Genomic DNA, 24,652 nt, shown 5'->3' with positions numbered 1-24,652 from the left:
CGCTAAGTATAGCCATGAAAAAACCGACGCTTTTGGCGTCGGTTTTGACTTAACTATCGGTCAACGCATGTTGATACTTATGGAGCATCCCCGCCAGCCGATGTACCGGTTCCGTCACCTGCGGTGGCGCTTGCCAGATGCGTAGCTTTTCCTGGTAGATTTCCAGTTCTTCCAGCAACTGGCCAAAGTACCGACGACGTTTATCATCGCTACGGGCAGATATCACATGGTCTGCTGTGCGGCGCATTTGTCGGTGAAACGCCGATAAATCCTCGTTAACCGGGATCGGCGCATCACGCAGGCGCTGGTGCGCGATAATCATCGTCAGCGCCAGGCGAAATTTCGGCAAATCCCCTGGGAACTTATTCATCAGCAAAAACAGCTGCTGATAAAGTGCCGGGAGGTGGTTCTCTTTACGACGTGCCACATTGGTAGTCATCGCGGAAACAGCGGCAGAAACAAACTGATTAAGCAGTACACGTCCAGTCCTGTCGCGCGATTTATCCCGCACCAGCAAAATAACGGTGAACGCGAGCACACAGCCGACGATTTGCCCTAATGCGCTGTCGAGAAACTGACTGAAATGGAAAGTCATCGGGTTATCCAGCACGATAATATTTATGGTGCTGGCCAGTGCCCCCATCGAGCCCAGTCGCCGTTTCTGTACTTCTATACCGAGGAAGAATCCCAGCACTGCCAGGCTAATGCACAGCAGCAACATGCTCTGTTGGGTATTAGGGATAATCACCAAAAAGTAGAGCAGCCCTAACGGCAGCGCGGCCAGCGTCCCGTAGATAAAGTCGATCGCCACCATGCGTGGATTCGGCAAACGCATTGCCAGTGACGTCACGACCGCAATCATCACCATTGCACCACTACCGGAAGTCCAGCCCGTCCACAGCCAGAAAAGCGTTCCCAGAATGCAGGAAAGTGTGGTTCGCCAGAAGTTAACCATTGCATGATGACGTTCGGCTGACTCTACTTTTACTTCCGGTTCGCCTTGCAGGATCTCTTCTTCGGTGGCGTTGATTTTTGTGTTACTGATAACGCCGCGCTTGAGAAGCTGATAACGCGTTGCCGCCGCGACCCAGCTATAAATGGTGACAGGCGTTTCCCGTTCCCCGGTCCAGGCGATAACTCTTCGCAGGCGTTTGAGCTGCTTGTGGACGTCCTGCGCGGTTTCTACCGGTGTGTCAAAAAATTCGCGGAAAGTATCAGTGATCAATTCCGGGCGCGTATTCTGAATAAGATAAGTTTCGCAGGATTGGGTAATCAGCGTCAGCGATAGCGTATTGATCGCTTTTAAACGTCGATTGGCCCGCGCCCAGCGGGAAGATTCCATATTCAGGTTGCTGCGCATACCTTGTAGCGCCGTGGTGCGTCGAACCAGGTCGCCCCAGGCTTTATCGACAACTTCACCATCGCCATGCTTGATACAGAGTTGCATTAATTGATATTGCGCGACCAGCAAACTTTCCAGCTCTCGATCCACTTCTTGTTTGATCGATCGCGGAGAAAAGAGCAAATCCGCCATAATGGCACACACAATACCGATAACGATCTCGCTACAACGTTCAACGGCAAACTGCGGCGTAAGCAATGGTTCCGGCTGAATGGTGATCACAATGATCAGCGCGGTATAACCGGCCAGCCCCCACGCATACGAGTTTTCTATTCGTACCAGCGAGGATATCCAGGTACAAAAACCGGCCCAGATACAGCACACCAGAATCATCAATAATGGTGCGCGGATCATCGCAATGATGATCACCAGTCCGGCAATACAGCCAATAAATGTGCCGATGATGCGCAAAAAGCCACGATAGCGTATCGCGCCAGAGTACGGTTCACCTCCCGCAGCAAAGGCCGGACCGGCAGCAACAATCGCCGCTGTCAGTACCGCCCAGCGTGGCGTTTCCAGCTGGAAGTGAAAGCCAACAAACAGCGCCAGTACAATGGCGGTCGCCAGTTTTACCGCAAAGCGAATATGTTGATTAGCAATGGAGAAAATACCCATCGTGATTAACCAAACTCACGCAGGCGATGGGCCATTTTACGGAAGAACGAATCCTGGCTTTCGTCGCGATCTTGTTTGCCAGTGACCACCACTGTAGCAGTGGTGCCCGCAGGCCAGATGTTCTCTTGCTGGTTGTCGAGACGAATACGAACCGGAACACGTTGCGCCAAACGCACCCATTCAAGGTTAGAGTCGATGGTCGCCATCCCTTTGTCGTCACGCGTGCTGCTGGCGTTGGTGACCCCTGCGGCAACACTATCAACAGTCCCTTTCAGCACTTTGTTACTGCCAAGCGGCGTGATCTCCGCACGATACCCAGGGCGCACCCCTTCCAGCTTAGTTTCTTCCATATAGGCCAGTACATAGAAAGAGTTCTGTTTCACCAGCGCAACCGCCGTTGATCCACGAGTAATAAACTCACCGGTATAGACGTTGAGGTTGGTCACCCAGCCATCCGCTGGCGCGCGGATCACCGTGCGTTCAAGATCCAGTTTTGCCAGATCGCGGGTCGCCTGCGCTTTCGCTAACTGATGCAGAACCGTTTGTAGTACGTTGTTGGCCTGGTCGATCTCTTCGCGAGACATCGCCTGCACACCGAGACGGTTACGACGTCCGGCCTCCTGGCGTTTCTCCTGTGCCAGTACCTGATAATAAGCAACATCGGCTTGCGCTTCCTCAAGCGCCTTTTGATAGCGCGGCTGGTCGATGGTGAACAGTACCTGTCCTTTTTTCACCAGCTGGTTATCATGAACATTCACCTGGGTAATGAGTCCAGAAACGTCCGGCGCGATCGCAACGACGTCAGCGCTAAAGCGCGCGTCACGCGTCCACGGGGATTCGGTGTAATAGACCCAGGCATTAAAAATTGCGATGAAGGCCAGAATGACTAATACGACCGTGATGGCCGTACGGGAGAATTTTCTTATTAGTGTTTTCACTTCAACCTCAAACGAACAGTCGCGATATCAAATAAAACAAGCAGCAATAGAGTGCGGTGTTGAACAACGCCGGATGCCAGACAAAGTCGTAGATACCTGTTGGCACAAGTACCCGGCGCACCAGCCAGAAAATCGCCAGTGATAAAAGCAATTCGAAAAATATCGGTGGGAAGGACAGCCCAAACACCACGATAACGGGAAACAGACTCATGTTGACCTTGGTTGTATAGAGAGAGCAGGCGTTATTATTTTCAGCATCTGTCGCCGCAGAGAAGGGCATGGAAAGCCGGGCGAGAGCAACATTGCTGTAGATTGATATTTAATATATTAGCGTAACTGTTATGCTGTTATCTATATTATGTGATCTAAATCACTTTTAAGTCAGAGTGAATAATGGAACGACTAAAACGCATGTCGGTGTTTGCCAAAGTAGTTGAATTTGGCTCTTTTACCGCCGCCGCCAGACAGCTACAGATGAGCGTTTCGTCCATCAGTCAGACGGTGTCAAAACTGGAAGATGAGTTACAGGTAAAGCTATTAAACCGTAGTACACGCAGCATTGGTCTGACTGAAGCCGGCAGAATTTACTACCAGGGCTGCCGTCGGATGCTCCATGAAGTGCAGGATGTTCATGAGCAACTGTATGCCTTCAATAACACCCCCATCGGGACGCTGCGCATTGGCTGTTCTTCAACTATGGCACAAAATGTTCTCGCCGGGCTGACAGCAAAAATGCTGAAAGAATACCCAGGTTTGAGCGTCAATCTGGTTACCGGAATTCCTGCCCCCGACCTGATTGCCGATGGTCTGGATGTGGTAATCCGCGTCGGCGCGTTGCAGGATTCCAGCCTGTTTTCCCGCCGTCTGGGCGCGATGCCGATGGTGGTGTGCGCCGCGAAAAGCTATCTCACACAATACGGCATACCGGAAAAACCCGCCGATTTGAGTAGTCATTCATGGCTTGAATACAGCGTGCGGCCCGACAATGAATTTGAACTGATCGCACCGGAAGGGATCTCGACTCGCCTGATCCCACAAGGAAGATTTGTGACTAATGATCCGATGACGCTGGTGCGCTGGCTGACGGCGGGTGCCGGGATCGCCTACGTGCCGCTGATGTGGGTGATCAACGAGATCAATCGTGGGGAGCTGGAGATCCTGCTGCCGCGTTACCAGTCAGATCCACGCCCGGTTTATGCGTTGTATACCGAAAAAGATAAACTGCCGCTGAAGGTACAGGTCGTGATCAACTCGCTGACGGATTATTTTGTTGAGGTCGGTAAATTGTTTCAGGAGATGCATGGGCGCGGGAAAGAGAAGTAATTCATATTGTACTGTTACGTTGTTCAAACCTGTGCCAACGGGTTCCCCTCACCCTAACCCTCTCCCTAAAGGGGCGAGGGGACCGTTCGTGCACGTAGAAAGATTAATTATCCTTCTGAAAATAGTGAAATTATTACGCAGTACCGCCAACAGTCAGGTTATCGACTTTCAACGTTGGCTGGCCCACGCCAACCGGCAAACTTTGCCCTTCTTTACCGCAGACACCCACGCCGTTATCCAGTTTCAGGTCGTTGCCAACCATCGAAATCTGCTGCATGGTTTCGATACCGGAACCAATCAACGTTGCGCCTTTCACCGGCTTCGTTACTTTACCGTTTTCAATCAGATATGCTTCTGAAGTGGAGAAAACGAATTTGCCGGAGGTGATATCCACCTGACCGCCACCAAAGTTCGGTGCATAGATACCGTACTCAACGGATTCAATAATTTCCTGCGGGGTCGATTTACCCGGCAGCATATAGGTGTTGGTCATACGCGGCATGGGCAGATGGGCGTAGGATTCACGGCGACCGTTGCCAGTCGGCGTCATCCCCATCAAACGCGCGTTGAGTTTATCCTGCATGTAGCCTTTCAGAATGCCGTTCTCAATCAGCACGTTGTACTGGCCTGGCGTACCTTCGTCATCAATCGCCACCGAACCACGGCGATCGACCATCGTACCGTCATCAACCACGGTACACAGTTCTGAAGCCACCAGCTCCCCGACCTGTCCACTAAATACTGAAGTGCCACGGCGGTTGAAGTCGCCTTCCAGACCGTGACCAACCGCTTCATGCAACAGCACGCCCGGCCAACCTGCGCCAAGTACTACCGGCATGGTGCCCGCTGGTGCAGCAACGGCAGAAAGATTGACCAGCGCCATACGCACTGCTTCTTTTGCCCATGCATCCGCACGGACTTCGCCGTCGAGATCGGCAAGGAAGAACTCATAACCAAAACGACCGCCGCCGCCACTGGCACCGCGTTCGCGTTTGCCATCTTCTTCGACGAGAACGCTCACGGAAAGACGCACCAGCGGACGGACATCCGCCGCTAGCGTGCCGTCGGTGGCCGCAACCAGAATTAATTCATAGACACCACTGAGGCTGGCAGTCACTTCCTGTACGCGCTTGTCCGCTTCGCGAGCAACCTTATCGACGCGACGCAGGATATCCAGCTTCTCTTCACGGCTCATGCTTTGCAGCGGATCTACCGAGGTATACAACGGGCTATGCTCTACCGCGCCCAGCGTCTGTACTTTGCCATCACCACTATCACGGACGATGGTGCGCGCCGCTTGCGCACTCTGTTCCAGCGCCAGCAGGCTGATTTGGTCAGCGTAAGCAAATCCGGTTTTTTCACCGCTGATTGCACGCACGCCAACGCCCTGATCGATGTTGTAAGAACCATCTTTAATAATGCGGTCTTCTAAAACCCAGGATTCGTGATAGCTCGACTGAAAATAGAGATCGCCATAATCAAGGCGACGTTCGGCCAGTTGACCGAGGATCGCGAACAAGTCCTGATGTTTCAGGCCGTTCGCCGCTAGCAATTGTTCACTTACCAGGTTAAGACTCATCGTTTTTGCTACTCGTTAGTTACTGCAGTAGAGGATTTTTTACGGCTGCCGGATGCGGCGTGAACGCCCTGTCCGGCCTACGGTTATGTTCCGGTTTGTAGGCCTGATAAGACGCACAGCGTCGCATCAGGCAACGGCTGTCGGATGCGGCGTAAACGCCTTATCCGACCTACGGTTATGTTCCGTTTGTAGGCCTGATAAGACGCACAGCGTCGCATCAGGCAACGGCTGCCGGATGCGGCGTAAACGCCTTATCCGACCTACGGTTATGTTCCGTTTGTAGGCCTGATAAGACGCACAGCGTCGCATCAGGCAACGGCTGCCGGATGCGGCGTGAACGCCCTATCCGACCTACGGTTATGTTCTGGCTCGTTGGCCTTTGGCAACGATTATCCTATGAGATTGGGGCAATTACGCGCCCTCGTCAAATCATTGCGCTTTTTCTTTACGCGGTTGGCGCAACACTTCGTTGATTTGCGGATCGTCCAGCGGACCCGAAATGTGATAGCGCAAAATGGAGACTTTGCTCCACAGCGGCCCCAGCACTTTACTGGCGGCAAACACTGCCGCGCCAACAATGGGGTTAACCGCAAAAGCCGCAGCCACGCCCACCGTCGCAGAAACCTCTGGTGCGACAACCGCTTCCATATTCAGGTCGCGACGTACCAGATTTACCGACCCTTTCATGGCGATATCCGCCTCCAGGCCATCCACCAGCGTGTCGTCGGTGTGCATAACGCCGTCTTTAATCCACGCGGTGCTGCGAATGGAGTCAAAATAGAACCCTTCGCCAAAAGTGTCTCTGAAATCAAAACGCAGCTTACGCATCAGGGCATCTACGCTCAATAAGCGCAGCAATTGCCCGGCATGTCCGGTATTGATTTCGGTAATTTCGCCTTTACCCAGTTGAGTATGAATGATGCCATTCAACGTCGCCTCATCTGGCTGCCACGGTGCTTTACGCCAGTGTAAATCGTAATCCACATTAAATGACGACTGCCGTATGGGCGTCGTGACACCAAAAAATTCTGCGGCGGCATCAATTTTCTGCCCGCGCAGTTTTCCTTTCAGCGAGGTACGTTCATTCCCCGGATTATTAACCCATTCACCATCGGCAGTAAGCCGCGAGAAACCAGTATCAATCAGTCCATTGGTCAGCGTTAATGTATCGCCAGAAATGGTGAGATCACTGTCAATACGACCGAATTTTTGCCCCCAGAACCAGCACTCTGCGCATCGTATTTGTGCGTCCGGCCAGCCACGGAAGTTAATGCGCTCCGTTGTCGGGAAAGGTGATGACGGCGTTGAATCACCACGAGTTTTCGCCACGCTCGGGTTGTAATAAAGATATTTGATATTCGCCAGCCACGGCGCGTTATTACGCATCGCCAGCGTGGCGTTGATTTCACGCCCTTGCGCCTCAACCTGGGTGCCATTTGCCGTCGGTTGCGAAACAATACTCAGGTTATTCCATTGCTGATTTCCCAGCGACAACATAGGCGTACGTAACGTTATGTGTTGTGGGAAACTCGCTGCACCACCGACACTCTCCGCCGCACCTTTCTGAAACAGGGCCAGCCACTCGGCACCATTCATCGGCGGCATATTGAGTTCAACACCACTTTGTTCCGGCAACGGCGGGAGCGTTTTACTGTCTGCCGCCCAAATAGCACGGTCGAGCGTCAGCTTTTGACCGAGCAACCAGCGGCTATTGAAATGGTTATCCGCACCAGCCTGTCCGGTTAAATCAAAGCTGTTGAGATTGCCATCAACCTTAACGTTTACCGGCAGTGGTTCACCCGCAGGTTTGGCTAACGGTGAAGGTAAGTGACTGCTCACATTCTTCAAATCGCCGTTTAGCTCTACGTTATACGTCGCGCCAGCATGATAAGGCAGAACAATGCCCACTTTACCATCCCACGCCACGCTGCCACTCAATGCTTCGTTCACCGCTGCAGGCAGAACGCCGGTTTTCGCCGGTTGCCAGTTACCGTTGAGGTTTACCGCTACCAGGTAGGCTTTTGCCCCTTCTTTAGTGGAAAAATCCACGTTCAACGGCTGATTAAACCAGCTTGCTGTCAGTGGTTCACTTTGCAGATCGCCATTGATAAAGCTGAATTTACCGCTCAAATTTTTCAGGGTGCTGGCGAGTGGTTTGATAAACAGACTGTTATTACGCAGCGTCACTTCACCTTTCGCGGTTACCAGCTCGCCGTTCAGCGGGATATCAAGATGTAAGCGAGCATTCACATCGCCGTCGAGCTGGAGTTCTTGCAGGGTCGCACCCAGAGAATCTTTCAGCGGTGTCTCATCAAAGTAAGGGCCAACGGCTTTACCCGGACCTTTAATGTCAGCGTCAATCAGCAGTTTTTCTTTTGAGTAGTCAGGGATCACTGCGGTAAGATTACTCGCGCGCACGCCGCCCAGATTAACGCCATCGGTTTTCATCCATAAACCGTCGTTAATAAAGTCCAGTTCAATATCAAGGTTAGTTAATGCAGGCCAGTCCGGCTGGAAGGCAAACTTCGCGTTGCGCAGCGGCACCAGCACTTCAAACTGACCTTCGTTGTGTTTATAGGGGAAGAGTTGCGGATTGCCACCATAAACCAGCGTCGCGTTATCCGCTTCACCGCCCTGAATCGCGCCACTTAAGTAATCAACCAGGTCTTTACCCATCAAGTTTTCCGGGAAATAGCGCCAGGCTTGTGAACCATCATCGGTACTGATGCCAGCCAGAATACCCAGCCAGGGTTCATCGTTAGCAGGTTGCAGGTAACGAAAACCGCCGCGCGCATGGACGGCTTTGGCTTTAACGTCAATATTACGCCCATCCAGCTGGAAACCTTTGTTATTGTTCAGCCAGCTTATAGTTGCCTGGCCGTCGGCGATTTCTAGTGGCGCACGGAATACCGTTTCGTAAGGCATCTTTGCCTGCTTCATCGACGCGGTAAGCAAACCATTTTCAACGCTGCCGGAAAGCGTCCCGGAGAAGTGTTCCGCACCCGGTAATAATTTCCATTGCTTCCAGGCCAGATCGCTCCACGATGCCTGAAAACGGGTCTTGTCTGCCGCCTGAAGCGGGATATCCAGCGCCAGAGTGTTAATCTTGCCGCTCGGTTGTGTGGAGCGCCAAACATCACCCAGTGCAGGTGAAAGTTTCGCGGCCAGCGGGCGTATGCCCTCCAGGCCTGCCAGCTCCAGATTACTGGCGCGAATCCGGAGTTCGTCACTGCGTTTATTGTCTTTGCCGCCAACGTCCTGTTCCGGTATCCAGGCCAGCGTCAATGCTCCGCTCGGCCAGGGTTTGCCGTCCATCGTGATCCGTGTATCGGGAATAGAGAACTGCCAGCCCGGATTTTCACGCGTAATATGCGCGGTCAGATTATCCACCGACAGCGTATGCGTTTGCTTCTCGCCCAACCAGCTGGCACCGCCCTGTTTCAGCCAGACGTCACCGCCGGTTACATCGCCTTTGTCGATCGTCATCCAGCCTTCAAGGGAGAACTGTGCCGTTTCCAGCGCAATATTGTCCTGCATCCATTTACCGAGCCACGGCTTCAGGTCGATGTCATCCGCCTGGAGCCAGACGCGACCATTGCTTAACAACCCCTCATCATCGCGCAAATCCATGCGCACCTGCATCACGCCGTGCTGTCCGGTAAGGCTGGAGAGGCTTACCAGGCCTTCCGCACGGTGTCGACGTGGATCGTTCAGCCAGGTGAGTTGTGGGATCGCCAGCTCGGCGCGCTGACCGGATGGCGTCAGGAAACTGACTTCACTGTCGCGAAGATCGAAATGGTCAAATTGACGAAGAAACAGATCGCTGATGTGACTGGCTTCCAGACTGTCATCACTACCACCGCTGGTGATAGGAGTGTTGGTGCGAAAGCGCAGCTGCCAGAAAGTGAGGTCGCGAAACTGCCAGCGCATATGTAACAGGCTCTGCCAGACATCCAGCGCCAGAGTAACGCGTTTAACCGAAAATTCGCCGCCATCTTTTAGTTCTGCACGGATGTCGTGTGCTTCAAGCGTCGGGCCAAAATTCTGCCAGCTGGCTGAGAGCTGACTGGCTTCTACCGGCATGCCAGTCGCGGATTCTATTTTGTTGAGGATTTCCGGACGCCAGGCGTCAAGATGCGGTAAAGCAATACGCAGGCCGCTAACCAGCAGGGCAGCGATCACAACGAGCGCGGCTCCAGTAAGCAGTAAAATCCCCGGCAATCGCCTCACCCGTCACTCCTTGTCTGCTAAAAATGTGACTCAAAAACCCTTTGCCGGATGGCGGCCCAGCATCTGTTTACATCATTACGACGTCAAACTGCTCCTGGTTATAGAGCGGTTCAATTTGTACTTTAACCTGTTTGCCAACGAAAATTTCCACTTCCGCCAGCGAGTGTGACTCTTCGCCTTTCAAGGCTTCAGCTACTGCCGGAGAAGCATAGACCAGGAAACGGTCGGAGTCGTAAGCATGGTGGACACGAACAATCTCGCGCATGATTTCATAGCATACCGTTTCCACGGTTTTCACCGTTCCGCGACCGTGGCAGGTTGGGCATTCGTTACACAGTACGTGCTCAATGCTTTCGCGGGTGCGTTTACGCGTCATCTCCACCAGCCCCAGCGCCGAAAAACCATTAACGCTGGTTTTCACCCGGTCTTTGCTCAACGCCTGCTCCAGCGAGTGCAGCACTCGGCGGCGGTGATCTTCATTATTCATATCGATGAAATCAATAATGATAATCCCGCCCAGATTACGCAACCGTAACTGGCGAGCGATAGCCTGCGTCGCTTCAATATTGGTATTGAAAATGGTGTCGTTCAGATTGCGATGACCGACAAACGCTCCGGTATTGATGTCCACGGTGGTCATCGCTTCGGTCTGGTCGATAATGAGATAACCACCGGATTTCAGTTCTACTTTGCGTTCCAGCGCTCGCTGGATTTCGTTTTCGACATCAAAGAGATCGAAAATCGGCTGGCGTCCTGTGTAATGCTCCAGCTTGCTTGTCATCTCGGGAATGTACTCCGAGGTGAACTCAAGTAACGCTTCGTAAGTCAGGCGTGAGTCAACGCGAATGCGGTCCAGTTCGGCATCGGCGAAATCACGCAGAACACGCTGCGCCAGCGCCAGTTCGCCGTACAGCTGATAACGGGTCTGCGGGCGTTTTTTACGCTCCATAACTTTGGTCCAGACGCGTTTCAGATAAGCGGCATCGGAGGCCAGTTCAGCCTCGCCAACCCCTTCCGCTGCGGTACGGATGATAAACCCGCCCTGCTCGTCGCAATACTCTGCGACCACTTTTTTCAGGCGTTCACGTTCTGATTCGCTTTCAATACGTTGGGAAACCCCAACGTGAGAAGCCCCTGGCATAAACACCAGATAGCGAGAAGGGAGCGTGATATCGGTGGTCAGGCGCGCACCTTTAGTGCCAAGCGGATCTTTCACCACCTGCACCATCAGATCTTGCCCCTGACGAACCAGTTCCGAGATGTCGCGCACCGTGAATTGCTTTTGTTCTTCACCCGCCACACATTCGGTGTGCGGCATGATGTCGGATGCATGAAGAAACGCGGCTTTATCCAGCCCAATATCTACAAAAGCCGCCTGCATACCCGGAAGTACACGACTTACACGACCCTTGTAGATATTGCCTACTATTCCGCGTCGCGCCTCACGTTCAATATGAATTTCCTGCAGAATACCGCCATCAATATACGCCACTCGCGTTTCCGAAGGCGTTACGTTTACTAACAATTCAGCCGTCATGTTTATCCCTTTTCTCACGCAGTGCGTTAAAATTACTTAATAATTCATACGTTTCAACCAGCGGTAAGCCGACTACGGCGTGATAGCTGCCATTTATCTTCCTGACAAAACAGCCACCCAGCCCCTGAATACCGTATGCACCTGCTTTATCTAACGGTTCATCGCTGGCGACATAGCCCGCGATGTCTTCGTCTGTTAACGTTCTGAAAGTCACATCGGTGACCACCAGGCAATCGAGAATGTGCTGGCTGTCGGCCAACGCCACTGCTGTCATCACCTGATGGGTCTGACCCGATAATTTGCGCAACATCTGCGCCGCATGCTCTGCGTCGCGCGGTTTCTCCAGCACTTCTCCGTTCAGGATAACGATAGTATCCGCACCCAGCACCGGGAGATCCTGCGCCGTTTGCGCGACACCCGCTTGTGCTTTCTCGCGTGCCAGACGCACAACATACTGCTGCGCGCTCTCCTGCGGCTGACGCTGCTCCTCAATGCCCGTAACAATACGTTCAAAGGTCACGCCAAGTTGCGCAAGTAACTCCTGACGACGCGGAGAACCGGAAGCTAAATACAGAGAAGTCATAGAAACCTTTATTGCACTGCAAACTGCTGACGGACTTTACGCATCAGCAAGAAAATCCACGGCCAGAGCACCCCATTGACTACACTACTCCAGAACACTTCCGGTCTGAAAGAGACGTTAATCACTAAAAACTCTGCCCAGAAAACAATAATATCCACCACCAGCGAAAGCAACATGACGACTAGCGCCTGCTGCCATAATGCGAGGTTGCGGAAAAGCTGGTATTTCAGCGCCACCAGGTAAGCAATGATGCTCATCGCCAATACGCGTACGCCAAGCGTCGAGCCGCTGATCAGATCCAGTATGGCACCCATCACAAAACCTGTGCCCACATTTACGCGATGGGGCAAGGCCAGGATCCAATACAACAAGATAAGTAACACCCAGTTTGGCCGGAAAACAATCAGGTTATCCGGCCAGGGCATGATTTGCAGCAACAGCGCAATGAGGAAAGAGAGCCAGATTACCCAGCGTCCCTGGCTACGATAGCTCGCCACTATTGCCCTCCCGGCGCACGCGCAGGCGGTTGAGCACCACTTTGCGGCGGCGTAGCCCTTTGTGGAGAGCGATTAGCAGCGGGCTGTGTCGGCGCAGCAGGCGCAGTAGCTGCATTTCCTGTCGTCGGTTGCTGCGGAGTCGGCTGAGCGATCCCCGTTGCCGGTTCAGGTAACTTTGGCCCCATCGCGTCTGGCGAAGGCAATACCTGCGGCATCATCTGCATCAGACGTTCATTAGCAACACGATGCACCTCTTCCGGCGTCATCGGGTTAGCGCCGTTACGATCTGCCCCCCACAGCAGCAACAGATAACGCAAACGTTGCAGCCCTGCAGTCGGACGCGCCTGGATCACAGTATAAGCGCGCTGGGTATCGAGTTTTACGGAAGAGACAACCGCGACCGGATAGCCTTCCGGGAAACGACCGCCCAGACCGGAGGTCACCAACACATCACCAACACGAATATCCGTATTTGCCGGCAGATGCTCAAGCTGCAAATCATCCGTACAACCGTTACCGGCTGCAATTACGCGGATATCGTTGCGCAGCACCTGGATTGGCAGCGCGTGGGTCGCATCACAAATCAGCAGCACGCGACTGGTCAGTTTAGCGACGGCCACCACCTGACCAACAACACCTTTGTCGCTGATGACCGGCTGGCCTTCATAAACGCCATTAACGCTACCTTTATCGATAACAACTTGATCGCTATAAGGATCGTTAACCGTGGAGATAACCTGAGTCACCATTTTCTGCTCATCCTGACGCAGCGGGGAACCCAGCAGCTCGCGCAGACGCGCGTTCTCCTGTTTGTATTGTCCAAGCATCAGCAGTTCACTGTTTTTCAGCAACAGTTCCTGACGTAACGCCCGGTTTTCAAGTTCTAGTTGGTCACGCGAGGCCAGCGTCTGCGATACGCCATCCAGCAATTCACGAGGAGCATTGGAAACAAAGTAGAAAGGACTGACGGCGGTATCCATATAAGTACGGATTTGACTGAACGTCCCCAGGCGGCTGTCGGCAATAATAATGCCGAGCGCCACCAGCACCGCCAGAATAAGGCGAATCTGTAGCGACGGGCCACGGCTAAAAATTGGCTTCATAAGTTATGCGTATTCTCGTATCAGACCAGGCAGGGTAAACAGACATTTCCCCTGCCTGCATCCGATTACTCTTCGCTGAACAGGTCGCCGCCGTGCATGTCGATCATTTCCAGCGCTTTGCCGCCACCGCGCGCCACACAGGTCAGCGGGTCTTCAGCAACAACGACTGGAATGCCGGTTTCTTCCATTAACAAACGGTCAAGGTTACGCAGCAGTGCGCCACCACCGGTGAGCACCATGCCGCGCTCGGAGATGTCGGAAGCCAGTTCCGGCGGGCACTGTTCCAGTGCAACCATTACCGCGCTCACAATACCGGTCAGCGGTTCCTGCAGTGCTTCGAGGATTTCGTTGGAGTTCAGGGTAAAACCGCGTGGAACACCTTCTGCCAGGTTACGGCCACGAACTTCGATTTCACGGACTTCATCGCCCGGGTAAGCCGAACCGATTTCGTGCTTGATACGTTCTGCGGTGGCTTCACCGATCAGAGAACCGTAATTACGACGCACATAGTTGATGATAGCTTCGTCGAAACGATCACCACCAATGCGCACGGAAGAGGAGTAAACCACGCCGTTCAAGGAGATAACAGCAACTTCAGTGGTACCACCACCGATATCAACCACCATAGAACCGGTCGCTTCAGAAACCGGCAGGCCAGCACCAATTGCGGCAGCCATCGGTTCTTCAATCAGGAAGACTTCACGGGCACCAGCGCCCTGCGCGGATTCACGAATTGCGCGGCGTTCAACCTGGGTCGCGCCAACCGGTACACAAACCAGAACGCGCGGGCTTGGACGCATAAAGCTGTTGCTGTGCACTTGTTTGATGAAGTGCTGGAGCATTTTTTCAGTCACGAAGAAGTCGGCGATAACGCCGTCTTTCATTGGGCGAATGGCAGCAATATTGCCCGGCGTACGGCCCAGCATCTGCTTCGCGTCATGACCTACTGCAGCTACGCTTTTCGGTGAACCGGCACGATCCTGACGAATGGCCACCACGGAAGGCTCATTCAATACGATGCCTTGTCCTTTTACATAAATGAGGGTATTCGCAGTACCCAGGTCAATGGACAAGTCATTGGAAAACATGCCACGAAATTTTTTCAACATACTAAGGGATAATCCTGAAAGCTGGGGCGGAAAAGAAAATCCGCTTACTTTACCAACCACACGCAGCAGCGACAAGGCGCAAAAATCATCTGCTACGGTGAAAATTAGTGCAGTTCGTTTCCTTTGTTACAAATCTCTGCCTGAGTCCAGAAAGGCTTAATGCATCAGCAGCATTCCTCGCCTGTTTGCAACCGCGTAAGGTCATTCATCTGCATATGTGCTGCAACAATCTGGCGAGCAGACAAGCACACTCCCATGAGACGCAGCGCGCGTTATTCTACGTGAAAACGGATTAAACGGCAGGTTAAACCGAGTATCTTTGTGAATATTTTTTCACGTTAGTATCAAGTGGCTGTGAGGACGCGAAAAAATCCCCTTGCCCGCCTGTAACACCGCGCTGAATCAGGGTCTGCCACTCGCTTCGCGAACGCACGCCGGTGGCGTAAACCTGGGTGCTGGTCCCGGAGCAGGCTTCCACCAGGCTTTGAACCAGCAGCTGGTTCTCCGTTCGCTTCTCAATGTTTCTGACCAGCCCCGGATGGAGCTTGAGTAACTCAACATTAAGTTCTTTGATCCAACTGGTACTTACCAGCGTCAAACCAGCCTGGTTGACGGCTACCCGTACCCCTAAAGCATTCACTAAACGAATAACAGGTTGTAAACGACTGATATGTTGACCTACATCGGCCTCTGCAAGTTCAATAATTATGCGTTTTCGTTGTGATTTTTCACATTGCATTAACGTATCGCGCAGCCAACGCTGAAAACGCGGGCGAATCAGCGACTCAACGGTAACCTGAATCGCCAGATTTTCCTCTGGCCAGTAACGCAATAGTGGAATAAGACGGCTGATTTGCAGACGGTCATACTCTTCCGATAAGCCAAACTGCAAGACCATCGGCATATACTCCGCCGAGCTAACCTCTTCATTACCATCGAAGATGCGGCACATGAGTTCGCGATGATGAACCTGACCTTCGCGAGTAACCGCCGGTTTTTGATAAAGGCGCGGGCCGCCGCGACTGAGCATTTGCTCGATAAGCGTACGCCAGCGAACATTACCGCGTCCTTTTTCAGGCAACGAGTCATCGTAAATAGCCCAGCTATTGCCGCCCTGCAATCCCGCATTACGCGTGGCAGACTCTGCATGTTCCATTACCTGCTCGGTATCCTGACCACTACGCCAGGCGCAGATACCAATGTGGATCATATCGTCGCGATCGAGCATTTTATTGTTCGGCAAGGTATCAACGGCTTTGATTAACTGACCGGCGATGCTCTCTGCCTCTTTTAACGTCCGGTGCGGTAACAGCGCAGCAAAATCACTGCGGTGGTAACGCGCCAGCAGTGCGCCAGGGTAGCGCATCATAAATGTCGACAGCAGATTCGTCAGAGTGAAGAACTGTTCTTCAACCTGGCTGTGCCCCCAGGTATCGCTCAACATATTGAAATCCGGCAGACGAATCATCATCACGATCCCGTGGGTACCTACTTTCTCCTGATCTTCCAGTAACGTTGCTAACTGATTATCGAAAAAGAGTCGGTTATTGAGGCCGGTTTTCACGTCCTGGGCGGCATAAGAGCGGATCAGCGTATCAAGACGGCTGTGTTGTTCGCGTGCGTTCTGAATTTCACGAAGCAGCGTATCCAGCGCACTGCTGGTTCTGGGCGGCCATTCATAGATGGTTCCCAACACATTAGAGCCACGCTCACCGTTTAAGATACGAGTAGCCCGGGTTTCCAGCAATTCTTGCCCGGCAAGTTGCCGTTGTAACCAGCGTACCGCCAGGAAGAGCATAACAATGATAAAGCCAATCGCCCCCGTGAGCGGCGCGGTGGTCATCAACGAATGGAAATAGTTGCCCATCGGATCCTGATAAACCAGACGCAACGACATCCCCGGATGCTTTATCAACGGAACGCTCAGTTCGCGAAACAGATCGCTGGAGCCAACTGGACGATAACTACCATTTCTGGCCAGGGTATAAACCTGTTTATCACCATGGAGCAGGTCTACACGAACGATATCTGCCGACATCATTAATTCGGTAATTTGTGGCCTTAATACGCTGAAGTCATTCGACACAAGGTGGGTATCAATCGCCGTCGCCACCGCCTGAACGCGATGACTAAACTTATACTGAATGGCGTTGTAGAAACTTAGCGAACAGCCCAGCAAAGTCACAAAAATTGTTAACCCGGTGAGCAGCGTAACAAAGGCCGAAAATTTCGTCGTTAATCTCATCCTTGTGTTAACTCCGATAGTGAGGAAGCGGGCATACTAGCAAATCAGATTTATCTCGCAATTTATTGCGCTTCATCGGCTTTGCTTTTCCATTAGCGAGTATAGTCTTCAGAAATTATTTTCCAATCCATCATGCACATGAGGACCACTTATGCAGGCGTTACTTTTAGAACAGCAGGACGGCAAAACTCTCGCATCAGTACAGACTCTGGACGAAAGTCGCCTGCCGGAGGGCGATGTCACGGTCGATGTTCACTGGTCGAGCCTGAACTATAAAGATGCGCTGGCGATTACCGGTAAGGGAAAAATCATCCGTAATTTTCCGATGATTCCTGGGATCGATTTTGCCGGAACTGTACGCACCAGCGAAGATCCGCGTTTTCATGCCGGTCAGGAGGTGTTACTCACTGGCTGGGGCGTTGGTGAAAACCACTGGGGTGGGCTGGCGGAGCAGGCGCGAGTGAAAGGTGACTGGCTGGTTGCCATGCCGCAAGGGCTGGACGCGCGTAAAGCAATGATTATCGGTACTGCCGGTTTTACCGCCATGCTGTGTGTGATGGCGCTGGAAGATGCCGGTGTTCGCCCGCAGGACGGGGAGATTGTCGTGACGGGTGCCAGTGGTGGCGTCGGCAGTACCGCCGTGGCGCTGCTGCATAAGTTGGGTTATCAGGTCGTTGCCGTTTCCGGTCGCGAAAGTACCCATGAATATCTGAAAAGTTTAGGTGCTAGCCGTGTTCTCCCTCGTGATGAGTTTGCCGAATCCCGTCCTCTGGAAAAACAAGTCTGGGCTGGGGCAATTGACACCGTTGGCGACAAAGTGCTGGCAAAAGTGCTGGCGCAAATGAATTACGGCGGCTGCGTGGCGGCCTGTGGTCTGGCGGGTGGTTTTACTCTGCCAACCACGGTCATGCCATTTATTCTGCGTAATGTCCGTTTGCAAGGGGTGGATTCAGTAATGACGCCACCAGAACGCCGCGCACAAGCCTGGCAGCGACTGGTCGCCGATTTACCGGAATCATTCTATACCCAGGCGGCAAAAGAGATATCTCTGTCAGAGGCACCGAACTTTGCCGAGGCCATCATTAATAACCAGATCCAGGGTCGCACGCTGGTGAAGGTTAACTAACCATTTAGCAAGGAATAATTAGAGAGGGAACTCATTTTGAAATCATTATTCAATCGGTTAACGGGAAAAGCGGTTAGCCGGACAGCTTTCGTCGAACATCTTGGTCAGGAAGTTGTACAACATCATCCAAACTGGAAAGTCATGATTTCGACTGACCATAAATTGATGCGCATTGATACGGGTCACCAAACGGTGGAAATCACCCTTGATGATGCCTACAAACGTTATCAAGCCGCACCAGACCCGCTGCAAGAAGTGGCTGCAGATATGCTGAAACAGCTTGCAGAAATGCTGCCGACCGGGCGCTGTATTGTTCCGGTGATTAAAGAAAAAGCCTGGCTGGATACCGTTCGCCAACAGCTTAGCCAGTATGAGTCTGATCCAGAGGTCCTCAACGCCTCGCTGGATTTTGCCTGGGAAGACTTTAACGATGAGTTAATTATCTTGTTTGCTGAAGATGGTAGCGAAACCATGCGCTATCTGATGCGCTACGAAGTGACCATTGACCGCGAAAAAGCCATCAGTAATTTGAAGCAAATATTGCCGTTATCTCCGCAGGGGGTACTTATGAGCCCAGTCTGATGCTCATTGACGATCTTTGGGTGCAATCACCCGATCCTGAATGCGGCGACCTGTTAGTGACCGTTCCCTCCAGAGGAAAACTGTTTTTCACCCACAATGATCAGCCAGCAAATCTCAGTGCATTACGACAGTTAACAGAACAATGCTTCCGTGAGGATGACCATCCTCTGACAACACAGATATTCATCCGCCGTAACGGTCACTTTTATCCCTGGGTAGAAACCTTGCATTAACGCAACCTCCGTCATGCTTGAAAAAGCTTGTCGGAGTATGTGATGAAAACTGCAAACTCACCGAAGCCGATTTTGCTACCAAATCGGCTTTTTTATTGTCAGGTGGCAAATTCTGAAAGCATCAGATAGCCGCACTGCCGCCTGACAAAACAGTTTACCTTCTGCAAAATGGGGGGAATAATCTGATTTTGTTTGACTAAAAATTAATCACTCGAACCTATTTAATGCTGAGCATTGTCAATCGGTTAATTTTGCGTGCTTTAGCATTCACATCTATCCAGACGATGCAGTGAAAATTGGGTAATCCCCAGCAACCGCTGCGTAATGTCGTCTATCTTGTCGCGATCCTGGCATCCCTACATTATTTGTGGTCTGTGAAGATTATCTCATTGCAGCCCCTCATCTTCGCAGGGCTGGCTTTACAGCTTTTCACCTTACGTTATAAGAAGTTCCGTCGATGATGGCGCTAATTTCGTGAATTGTGCGGCTTGTTGCAAATTACACGGTGTTGAAGGTTATTTACATGTTAGCTGTTGATTATCTTCCCTGATAAGACCAGTATTTAGCTGCCAATTGCTACGAAATCGTTATAATGTGCGACCTCGTCCTCCCTGACGCAGTTTTTGCGCTGCGGAAAAGGTGACATTGGCGCAACGAAGGTATATTTTGTTTTTTGCCGGAGGATAGCAGCAGATCGCTGCACAATGTCCGTCAAGTCTAACATTGACACTCTGGGGCAAAATAGACCGGCGTCCCGGCCTGCTGGAATTTATCGCTATGCATACAGCTGTCGGGGCATACGCTTTACAGACGGCGGTGAAACGCCTGTCACAATCACACTAAACAAAGAGTACGGAACCCACTCATGGATATTCGTAAGATTAAAAAACTGATCGAGCTGGTTGAAGAATCAGGCATCTCCGAACTGGAAATTTCTGAAGGCGAAGAGTCAGTACGCATTAGCCGTGCAGCTCCTGCCGCAAGTTTCCCTGTGATGCAACAAGCTTACGCTGCACCAATGATGCAGCAGCCAGCTCAATCTAACGCAGCCGCTCCGGCGACCGTTCCTTCCATGGAAGCGCCAGCAGCAGCGGAAATCAGTGGTCACATCGTACGTTCCCCGATGGTTGGTACTTTCTACCGCACCCCAAGCCCGGACGCAAAAGCGTTCATCGAAGTGGGTCAGAAAGTCAACGTGGGCGATACCCTGTGCATCGTTGAAGCCATGAAAATGATGAACCAGATCGAAGCGGACAAATCCGGTACCGTGAAAGCAATTCTGGTCGAAAGTGGACAACCGGTAGAATTTGACGAGCCGCTGGTCGTCATCGAGTAACGAGGCGAACATGCTGGATAAAATTGTTATTGCCAACCGCGGCGAGATTGCATTGCGTATTCTTCGTGCCTGTAAAGAACTGGGCATCAAGACTGTCGCTGTGCACTCCAGCGCGGATCGCGATCTAAAACACGTATTACTGGCAGATGAAACGGTCTGTATTGGCCCTGCTCCGTCAGTAAAAAGTTATCTGAACATCCCGGCAATCATCAGCGCCGCTGAAATCACCGGCGCAGTAGCAATCCATCCGGGTTACGGCTTCCTCTCCGAGAACGCCAACTTTGCCGAGCAGGTTGAACGCTCCGGCTTTATCTTCATTGGCCCGAAAGCAGAAACCATTCGCCTGATGGGCGACAAAGTATCCGCAATCGCGGCGATGAAAAAAGCGGGCGTCCCTTGCGTACCGGGTTCTGACGGCCCGCTGGGCGACGATATGGATAAAAACCGTGCCATTGCTAAACGCATTGGTTATCCGGTGATTATCAAAGCCTCCGGCGGCGGCGGCGGTCGCGGTATGCGCGTAGTGCGCGGCGACGCTGAACTGGCACAATCCATCTCCATGACCCGTGCGGAAGCGAAAGCTGCTTTCAGCAACGATATGGTTTACATGGAGAAATACCTGGAAAATCCTCGCCACGTCGAGATTCAGGTACTGGCTGACGGTCAGGGCAACGCTATCTATCTGGCGGAACGTGACTGCTCCATGCAACGCCGCCACCAGAAAGTGGTCGAAGAAGCGCCAGCACCGGGCATTACCCCGGAACTGCGTCGCTACATCGGCGAACGTTGCGCTAAAGCGTGTGTTGATATCGGCTATCGCGGTGCAGGTACTTTCGAGTTCCTGTTCGAAAACGGCGAGTTCTATTTCATCGAAATGAACACCCGTATTCAGGTAGAACACCCGGTTACAGAAATGATCACCGGCGTTGACCTGATCAAAGAACAGCTGCGTATCGCTGCCGGTCAACCGCTGTCGATCAAGCAAGAAGAAGTTCACGTTCGCGGCCATGCGGTGGAATGTCGTATCAACGCCGAAGATCCGAACACCTTCCTGCCAAGTCCGGGCAAAATCACCCGTTTCCACGCACCTGGCGGTTTTGGCGTACGTTGGGAGTCTCATATCTACGCGGGCTACACCGTACCGCCGTACTATGACTCAATGATCGGTAAGCTGATTTGCTACGGTGAAAACCGTGACGTGGCGATTGCCCGCATGAAGAATGCGCTGCAGGAGCTGATCATCGACGGTATCAAAACCAACGTTGATCTGCAGATCCGCATCATGAATGACGAGAACTTCCAGCATGGTGGCACTAACATCCACTATCTGGAGAAAAAACTCGGTCTTCAGGAAAAATAAGACTGCTAAAGCGTCAAAAGGCCGGATTTTCCGGCCTTTTTTATTACTGGGGATCGACAACCCCCATAAGGTACAATCCCCGCTTTCTTCACCCATCAGGGACAAAAAATGGACACTCGTTTTGTTCAGGCCCATAAAGAGGCGCGCTGGGCGCTGGGGCTGACCCTTTTGTATCTGGCAGTTTGGTTAGTAGCCGCTTACTTATCTGGCGTTGCCCCCGGTTTTACCGGCTTTCCGCGCTGGTTTGAGATGGCCTGCATCCTGACGCCGCTGCTGTTTATTGGACTGTGCTGGGCGATGGTGAAATTTATCTATCGCGATATCCCACTGGAGGATGACGATGCAGCTTGAAGTAATTCTACCGCTGGTCGCCTATCTGGTGGTGGTGTTCGGTATCTCGGTTTATGCGATGCGTAAACGGAGCACCGGCACCTTCCTTAATGAGTATTTCCTCGGCAGCCGCTCTATGGGCGGTATTGTGCTGGCGATGACGCTCACCGCGACCTATATCAGTGCCAGTTCGTTTATCGGCGGGCCAGGAGCTGCTTATAAATACGGGCTGGGCTGGGTATTGCTGGCGATGATTCAGCTTCCTGCAGTCTGGCTTTCACTCGGTATTCTCGGCAAGAAGTTTGCGATTCTTGCGCGCCGCTACAATGCAGTGACGCTGAACGATATGCTGTTTGCCCGCTACCAGAGTCGTCTTCTGGTGTGGCTGGCGAGTTTGAGTTTGCTGGTTGCGTTCGTTGGTGCGATGACCGTGCAGTTTATCGGCGGTGCGCGCCTGCTGGAAACCGCGGCGGGTATTCCTTATGAAACCGGGCTGCTGATTTTTGGTATCAGCATTGCGTTATATACCGCCTTTGGTGGCTTTCGCGCCAGCGTGCTGAACGACACCATGCAAGGGCTTGTGATGCTGATTGGCACCGTTGTGCTGCTTATTGGCGTAGTACATGCCGCTGGCGGCTTAAGTAACGCAGTACAGACCTTGCAAACCATCGATCCGCAACTGGTTACGCCACAAGGCGCTGACGATATTCTGTCGCCTGCCTTTATGACGTCGTTCTGGGTACTGGTGTGTTTTGGCGTGATTGGCCTGCCGCATACTGCGGTGCGCTGTATCTCTTATAAAGACAGCAAAGCCGTACATCGGGGGATCATCATCGGTACGATTGTGGTCGCAATTCTGATGTTCGGTATGCACCTGGCCGGAGCGTTAGGTCGGGCGGTGATCCCCGATCTCACCGTACCGGACCTGGTGATCCCAACGTTAATGGTAAAAGTGCTGCCACCGTTTGCTGCCGGGATCTTCCTGGCTGCACCGATGGCTGCGATCATGTCGACAATTAACGCCCAACTGCTGCAAAGTTCCGCTACGATCATTAAAGATCTCTATCTGAATATCCGTCCGGATCAAATGCAAAACGAGACGCGTCTGAAGCGGATGTCGGCGGTAATTACGTTAGTTCTCGGCGCGTTGCTGCTGCTTGCCGCCTGGAAGCCGCCAGAAATGATCATCTGGCTGAATTTGTTGGCCTTCGGTGGGCTGGAAGCCGTTTTCCTGTGGCCGCTGGTGCTGGGTCTTTACTGGGAACGCGCCAACGCCAAAGGCGCGCTAAGTGCGATGATCGTTGGCGGCGTGCTGTATGCCGTACTCGCGACGCTGAATATTCAGTACCTGGGCTTCCACCCTATCGTGCCCTCGTTACTACTAAGTTTGCTGGCTTTCCTGGTCGGAAACCGTTTCGGTACATCCGTCCCGCAAGCTACCGTTTTGACTACTGATAAATAAAGAGTTTTGCCATGCCTTGGATCCAACTGAAACTGAACACCACCGGCGCGAACGCGGAAGATCTTAGCGATGCGCTGATGGAAGCGGGTGCCGTTTCTATCACTTTTCAGGATACCCACGATACGCCAGTATTTGAACCGCTGCCGGGCGAAACGCGCCTGTGGGGCGACACCGATGTGATTGGTCTGTTCGACGCTGAAACCGATATGAACGACGTGGTGGCGATTCTGGAAAACCATCCGCTGCTCGGCGCAGGCTTCGCGCATAAAATCGAACAACTAGAAGATAAAGACTGGGAGCGCGAATGGATGGATAATTTCCACCCGATGCGCTTTGGTGAACGACTGTGGATCTGCCCTAGCTGGCGTGATGTGCCGGACGAAAACGCCGTCAACGTGATGTTAGATCCAGGGCTGGCGTTTGGTACGGGTACCCATCCAACCACCTCTCTGTGCCTGCAATGGCTCGACAGCCTCGATTTAACCGGTAAAACAGTCATCGACTTTGGCTGTGGTTCCGGCATTCTGGCGATCGCGGCGCTGAAACTGGGTGCAGCAAAAGCCATTGGTATTGATATCGATCCGCAGGCGATTCAGGCCAGCCGCGATAACGCCGAACGTAATGGCGTTTCTGACCGTCTGGAACTCTACTTACCGAAAGATCAGCCAGAAGAAATGAAAGCCGACGTGGTGGTCGCTAACATCCTTGCAGGCCCATTACGTGAACTGGCACCGTTAATCAGCGTCCTGCCGGTTTCAGGCGGTTTGCTGGGCCTTTCCGGTATTCTGGCAAGCCAGGCAGAGAGCGTTTGTGAAGCTTATGCCGATAGCTTCGCACTGGACCCGGTCGTGGAAAAAGAAGAGTGGTGCCGTATTACCGGTCGTAAGAATTAACCTTCGCATCGCCGTAGGGTGACGCGGGGCGAAGTGCGAGCAAGCTCACAAAAGGCACGTAAATTTGCCGATTATTTACGCAAATTTGCGTGCCAAAATTTTCATTCATAAAGAAAAATTGAGAACTTACTCAAATTTCTTTGAGTGTAAATTTTAGTCACTATTTTCT

At 52.4% G+C, this 24,652-nt stretch carries 18 protein-coding genes and 2 pseudogenes; 9 read left to right on the top strand and 11 right to left on the bottom strand.

The genetic code is table 11. From position 1 onward, the window contains the following. Positions 1–49: 49 nt before the first annotated feature. From aaeB to aaeX, 3 genes are read right to left on the bottom strand one after another with little or no spacing between them, the layout of a single operon-like run. A complete protein-coding gene (gene aaeB / locus AB4H76_RS03070; RefSeq protein ID WP_000510962.1) occupies positions 50–2,017 on the bottom strand; it encodes a p-hydroxybenzoic acid efflux pump subunit AaeB in 1,968 nt (655 codons plus the stop codon). 5 nt (positions 2,018–2,022) lie between these two features. Further along, positions 2,023–2,955 (bottom strand): p-hydroxybenzoic acid efflux pump subunit AaeA, encoded by a 933-nt coding sequence (aaeA, locus tag AB4H76_RS03065; protein ID WP_000854033.1) that lies wholly within the window; start codon positions 2,953–2,955, stop codon positions 2,023–2,025. 7 nt (positions 2,956–2,962) lie between these two features. Continuing rightward, complete coding sequence (aaeX, locus tag AB4H76_RS03060; protein ID WP_000051841.1) at positions 2,963–3,166, bottom strand: p-hydroxybenzoic acid efflux pump operon protein AaeX; 204 nt, start codon at positions 3,164–3,166, stop codon at positions 2,963–2,965. 182 nt (positions 3,167–3,348) lie between these two features. On the opposite strand from aaeX, the gene aaeR reads away from it, so the two are divergent. Then, positions 3,349–4,278, top strand: coding sequence for an HTH-type transcriptional activator AaeR (aaeR, locus tag AB4H76_RS03055; protein WP_000440317.1), 930 nt, complete (start codon positions 3,349–3,351; stop codon positions 4,276–4,278). A 133-nt stretch (positions 4,279–4,411) separates the two neighbouring features. On the opposite strand, the gene tldD is transcribed toward aaeR, so the two are convergent. From tldD to csrD, 8 genes are all read right to left on the bottom strand, one after another. Next, complete coding sequence (gene tldD, locus AB4H76_RS03050) at positions 4,412–5,857, bottom strand: metalloprotease TldD (protein WP_000055909.1); 1,446 nt, start codon at positions 5,855–5,857, stop codon at positions 4,412–4,414. Between the two features lie 429 nt (positions 5,858–6,286). Beyond that, on the bottom strand, positions 6,287–10,087 hold the full coding sequence (yhdP, locus tag AB4H76_RS03045) for an AsmA2 domain-containing protein YhdP (protein ID WP_077491997.1): 3,801 nt from the start codon (positions 10,085–10,087) through the stop codon (positions 6,287–6,289). Between the two features lie 67 nt (positions 10,088–10,154). Then, the gene (gene rng / locus AB4H76_RS03040; protein ID WP_205941508.1) at positions 10,155–11,624 is read right to left on the bottom strand and encodes a ribonuclease G; all 1,470 of its coding nucleotides are present in this window, start codon (positions 11,622–11,624) and stop codon (positions 10,155–10,157) included. Then, positions 11,614–12,207, bottom strand: a complete 594-nt coding sequence (gene yhdE, locus AB4H76_RS03035) for a nucleoside triphosphate pyrophosphatase YhdE (protein ID WP_077491995.1) — start codon at positions 12,205–12,207, stop codon at positions 11,614–11,616. Before yhdE ends, rng begins: the two co-directional genes overlap by 11 nt. An 8-nt stretch (positions 12,208–12,215) precedes the next feature. Beyond that, positions 12,216–12,704 (bottom strand): rod shape-determining protein MreD, encoded by a 489-nt coding sequence (gene mreD / locus AB4H76_RS03030; protein WP_000179409.1) that lies wholly within the window; start codon positions 12,702–12,704, stop codon positions 12,216–12,218. Beyond that, positions 12,704–13,807, bottom strand: a complete 1,104-nt coding sequence (gene mreC / locus AB4H76_RS03025) for a rod shape-determining protein MreC (protein WP_000802516.1) — start codon at positions 13,805–13,807, stop codon at positions 12,704–12,706. Before mreC ends, mreD begins: the two co-directional genes overlap by 1 nt. A 65-nt stretch (positions 13,808–13,872) precedes the next feature. Continuing rightward, entirely contained in the window at positions 13,873–14,916 is a 1,044-nt protein-coding gene (mreB, locus tag AB4H76_RS03020; protein WP_000913396.1) for a rod shape-determining protein MreB, read from the bottom strand. Between the two features lie 304 nt (positions 14,917–15,220). After that, a complete protein-coding gene (csrD, locus tag AB4H76_RS03015) occupies positions 15,221–17,161 on the bottom strand; it encodes an RNase E specificity factor CsrD (protein WP_001241469.1) in 1,941 nt (646 codons plus the stop codon). Between the two features lie 151 nt (positions 17,162–17,312). Between csrD and AB4H76_RS03010 the strand changes: the two genes are divergently transcribed. The 8 genes and pseudogenes from AB4H76_RS03010 (at position 17,313) to prmA (ending at position 24,483) form a co-directional block, all read left to right on the top strand. Continuing rightward, positions 17,313–18,287: an MDR family oxidoreductase gene (locus AB4H76_RS03010; protein ID WP_001148481.1), complete on the top strand. Its 975-nt coding sequence runs from the start codon at positions 17,313–17,315 to the stop codon at positions 18,285–18,287. A gap of 165 nt (positions 18,288–18,452) precedes the next feature. Then, positions 18,453–19,102: pseudogene (locus tag AB4H76_RS03005) on the top strand (hypothetical protein). 158 nt (positions 19,103–19,260) lie between these two features. Then, a pseudogene (locus AB4H76_RS03000) lies at positions 19,261–19,563 on the top strand (sulfoxide reductase heme-binding subunit YedZ); the annotation flags it as partial. Between the two features lie 404 nt (positions 19,564–19,967). After that, positions 19,968–20,438, top strand: a complete 471-nt coding sequence (accB, locus tag AB4H76_RS02995; protein ID WP_000354622.1) for an acetyl-CoA carboxylase biotin carboxyl carrier protein — start codon at positions 19,968–19,970, stop codon at positions 20,436–20,438. 10 nt (positions 20,439–20,448) lie between these two features. Continuing rightward, entirely contained in the window at positions 20,449–21,798 is a 1,350-nt protein-coding gene (gene accC / locus AB4H76_RS02990) for an acetyl-CoA carboxylase biotin carboxylase subunit (protein WP_000884639.1), read from the top strand. Positions 21,799–21,906: 108 nt separating this feature from the next. Continuing rightward, positions 21,907–22,149 carry a YhdT family protein gene (locus AB4H76_RS02985; protein ID WP_000381173.1) on the top strand — a complete coding sequence of 81 codons (243 nt, stop codon included), beginning with the start codon at positions 21,907–21,909 and terminating at the stop codon, positions 22,147–22,149. Next, complete coding sequence (panF, locus tag AB4H76_RS02980; protein WP_001175728.1) at positions 22,139–23,590, top strand: sodium/pantothenate symporter; 1,452 nt, start codon at positions 22,139–22,141, stop codon at positions 23,588–23,590. The genes AB4H76_RS02985 and panF overlap by 11 nt, the downstream gene beginning before the upstream one ends. 11 nt (positions 23,591–23,601) lie before the next feature. Further along, positions 23,602–24,483 carry a 50S ribosomal protein L11 methyltransferase gene (gene prmA, locus AB4H76_RS02975; protein WP_001145827.1) on the top strand — a complete coding sequence of 294 codons (882 nt, stop codon included), beginning with the start codon at positions 23,602–23,604 and terminating at the stop codon, positions 24,481–24,483. The last annotated feature ends 169 nt before the right edge of the window (positions 24,484–24,652 follow it).

The sequence above is a fragment of the Escherichia sp. UTM R2 genome, from assembly GCF_048593455.1.
In the GTDB taxonomy this organism is placed as follows: Bacteria; Pseudomonadota; Gammaproteobacteria; order Enterobacterales; family Enterobacteriaceae; genus Escherichia; species Escherichia coli.
This window is presented reverse-complemented; position numbering and strand designations above follow the sequence as displayed.

Excerpts from the sequence above, each read along its gene's own strand:
- aaeB (WP_000510962.1), bottom strand. The coding sequence starts at position 2,017 with ATGGGTATTTTCTCCATTGCTAATCAACATATTCGCTTTGCGGTAAAA.
- aaeX (WP_000051841.1), bottom strand. The coding sequence starts at position 3,166 with ATGAGTCTGTTTCCCGTTATCGTGGTGTTTGGGCTGTCCTTCCCACCG.
- aaeR (WP_000440317.1), top strand. The coding sequence starts at position 3,349 with ATGGAACGACTAAAACGCATGTCGGTGTTTGCCAAAGTAGTTGAATTT.
- tldD (WP_000055909.1), bottom strand. The coding sequence starts at position 5,857 with ATGAGTCTTAACCTGGTAAGTGAACAATTGCTAGCGGCGAACGGCCTG.
- rng (WP_205941508.1), bottom strand. The coding sequence starts at position 11,624 with ATGACGGCTGAATTGTTAGTAAACGTAACGCCTTCGGAAACGCGAGTG.
- yhdE (WP_077491995.1), bottom strand. The coding sequence starts at position 12,207 with ATGACTTCTCTGTATTTAGCTTCCGGTTCTCCGCGTCGTCAGGAGTTA.
- mreC (WP_000802516.1), bottom strand. The coding sequence starts at position 13,807 with ATGAAGCCAATTTTTAGCCGTGGCCCGTCGCTACAGATTCGCCTTATT.
- mreB (WP_000913396.1), bottom strand. The coding sequence starts at position 14,916 with ATGTTGAAAAAATTTCGTGGCATGTTTTCCAATGACTTGTCCATTGAC.
- csrD (WP_001241469.1), bottom strand. The coding sequence starts at position 17,161 with ATGAGATTAACGACGAAATTTTCGGCCTTTGTTACGCTGCTCACCGGG.
- AB4H76_RS03010 (WP_001148481.1), top strand. The coding sequence starts at position 17,313 with ATGCAGGCGTTACTTTTAGAACAGCAGGACGGCAAAACTCTCGCATCA.
- accB (WP_000354622.1), top strand. The coding sequence starts at position 19,968 with ATGGATATTCGTAAGATTAAAAAACTGATCGAGCTGGTTGAAGAATCA.
- accC (WP_000884639.1), top strand. The coding sequence starts at position 20,449 with ATGCTGGATAAAATTGTTATTGCCAACCGCGGCGAGATTGCATTGCGT.
- AB4H76_RS02985 (WP_000381173.1), top strand. The coding sequence starts at position 21,907 with ATGGACACTCGTTTTGTTCAGGCCCATAAAGAGGCGCGCTGGGCGCTG.
- panF (WP_001175728.1), top strand. The coding sequence starts at position 22,139 with ATGCAGCTTGAAGTAATTCTACCGCTGGTCGCCTATCTGGTGGTGGTG.
- prmA (WP_001145827.1), top strand. The coding sequence starts at position 23,602 with ATGCCTTGGATCCAACTGAAACTGAACACCACCGGCGCGAACGCGGAA.